We start from the raw sequence: 2,146 nt of genomic DNA, 5'->3' as shown, positions 1-2,146 counted from the left end.
GCCACCCCCAGTGCCCGCCCCGCCGCCCGGCGGCAAGCACCCGCCACTCGTATCCGGGGCGGGGTCACGCCCGGGAGCGGGGTCACGCCCGGGAGCGGGGTCACGCCCGGGAGCGGGGTCACGCCCGGGAGCGGGGTCACGCCCGGGAGCGGGGTCACGCCCGGGACGGGAAACGGACCGGCGGCACCTTCCCCGGGAACCAGGCCGCGACGTCGAACGGGCGCTCAGCCGGCCGTAGCGCCCACATCAGGGGCGGGAAACGGACCGGCGGCACCTTCGCCGGGCGCCGGGCCGCCGCGCGGAACGGACCTTCAGCGGGGCTACGGCGCCGCTCAACCACCCGGGCCGCCGCGCCCGACGGCCTCTCAGCCGCGCTGTGGCGCCACCCAACCACCCGGACCACCGCACCGAACCGGCTCTCAGCCGCGCTGTGGCGCCGCTCAGCCGCTTCCCACACGGGCCCAGGCCCGGAGTGCCAGCCCGCGCTCGTCGGTCTTCTGACGGGCCACCAGGAGCTTTCCGTCCAGCGCCAGCGCGGCCAGCACCACCCGGCCCTGGTCGTCCAGCGCCAGCGCCGGGGTGTGGGCGCCCTGCTCGCCCGAGGGCGTCCACCACACCCCCGCCGCCTCGTCCTCGCAGGGGTGGGCGGCGACCGCCAGCCCGCCGGCCGCCGAGTCCTGGTGGGCCAGGACGGTGCAGTCGTGACCGTCCACCATGGCGCGCACCGCGGCGACCGGGCCGGTGCCCGTGGCCCCGCCCAGCGGCGCGGGGGCCGGGGCGTCCGGCCGCCAGGCCATGACCTCACCGCTGCCCGCGTCGCGCCAGTAGTGGGTGAGGGTACCGGGGCTGCTCTCCACCATGGACGCCGAATCCGGCCGGGCGTCGGCGGGGACGTCCTCGCCCCGCTTGGGGGCGGCGCCGGGCGTGGGCTGGTACCAGCGCAGCGCGGCGCCCTTCCCTGCCGGTGCGAGCAGTTCGAGACGGCCGTCGGCGGTCGAGGCCGCCGCCATGCCGCCCAGTACGTGCGTGCCCTTCCAGTCGGTCCAGCGCTCCCACGTGCCCTTGGGGTCCTGCCGCCGCGCGCTCACCCCACCCCCGGCATTGCGCACGAAGACGCGGAGGGCGCCGGAGGAGTCCACCGCCGCGGCGGGCGGGCCGGTCTGCTCGGCCTTGCGGGCGTCCTTGGGATGCGGGGTGCCCAGGGAGTGCCACGCCGTCAGCGGGCGGCCGGACTGGAACTGGGTGGCGTGGACGATGTCCACGCGCGCCGGTTCCCCGGCGCCGCCCGGCCGGTGCCGAAGCCCCACCAGATGGGCATAGCCCTCGGGGCTCTGAACGACGGTCAGCCCGGCCAGCCGGCCGGACACCTCGATCAACCACGGCCCCGACCACTCCGCCCCTCCGGGGCGGTCCTCGGTCCAACGGGCGACACCGCCCGTCACCGGTGCGTAGGCCGTGAGCCTGCCGTCCTTGCCGCGGAGCAACCGCAACGCCATGGCCCGCTGCCAACCCTTCCCCGAACCCGTCCACCTGATCGAACGATGTCCATAGTAATTTGCCTTGACTATGGATGGGGTTGTGGTTGTGGACGCCGCCAATGTGGTCGGCTCGGTTCCGGATGGCTGGTGGCGTGACCGGCGCGGCGCCGCCGAGCGACTCCGCGACCGGCTGGCCGTCCTCGCCGGGACCGGGCTCCCCGGCCGCCCCGGCGTGCCCGGCTGGGCCAGCGACCCTCCGGTGGACATCGTGATGGTGGTCGAGGGCGCGGCGCGGGGCGTCGAGCCGGTGACGGGCGTACGGGTGGAGAGCGCGCCGGGCAGCGGAGACGACCACATCGTGGCCGTGGTGGCGGCCCGTGAGGAGGGCCGCCCCTGCCTGGTGGTGACGGCGGACCAGGGGCTGCGGGCACGGGTCACGGCGCTGGGCGCGGAGACGACGGGCCCCCGGTCGGTCCGCCCGAACGGCTCGTCCTAGGCCCGTTCAGGGCCCGAGAGATGTCCGATGGACCATGACGCCTGCGGCGGTCCGCGGCCCCCCCCCCCCCCGCCCCCAAAAAGGGGGCCCCCCCCCCCCCCCCCCCCCCCGCCCCGGGGGCGGGCCGCGCCCCCCCCCCGGGGCAGTTTACGGGGGGCGCGGCCCCCCCCCC

Annotated in this window: 2 protein-coding genes; one reads left to right on the top strand and one right to left on the bottom strand. The window is 77.4% G+C overall.

What is annotated here, in order from left to right; genetic code table 11:
• Nucleotides 1–440: 440 nt before the first annotated feature.
• Nucleotides 441–1,496: a hypothetical protein gene (locus tag ACFXB5_RS53265; RefSeq protein ID WP_385223234.1), complete on the bottom strand. Its 1,056-nt coding sequence runs from the start codon at nucleotides 1,494–1,496 to the stop codon at nucleotides 441–443.
• 70 nt (nucleotides 1,497–1,566) lie between these two features.
• Between ACFXB5_RS53265 and ACFXB5_RS53260 the strand changes: the two genes are divergently transcribed.
• Nucleotides 1,567–1,974, top strand: a complete 408-nt coding sequence (locus ACFXB5_RS53260) for an NTP pyrophosphohydrolase (protein WP_385223235.1) — start codon at nucleotides 1,567–1,569, stop codon at nucleotides 1,972–1,974.
• Nucleotides 1,975–2,146 lie beyond the last annotated feature (172 nt).

It is taken from the genome of Streptomyces sp. NPDC059455 (assembly GCF_042750115.1).
Classification (GTDB): Bacteria; Actinomycetota; Actinomycetes; order Streptomycetales; family Streptomycetaceae; genus Streptomyces; species Streptomyces endocoffeicus.
The sequence above is the reverse complement of the archived record's forward strand: the minus strand, read 5'-3'. Positions and strand labels throughout refer to the sequence as shown.

Bases quoted from the DNA above. Each gene is read 5' to 3' on its own strand.
- ACFXB5_RS53265 (WP_385223234.1), bottom strand. From the start codon at position 1,496: ATGGCGTTGCGGTTGCTCCGCGGCAAGGACGGCAGGCTCACGGCCTAC.
- ACFXB5_RS53260 (WP_385223235.1), top strand. From the start codon at position 1,567: ATGGATGGGGTTGTGGTTGTGGACGCCGCCAATGTGGTCGGCTCGGTT.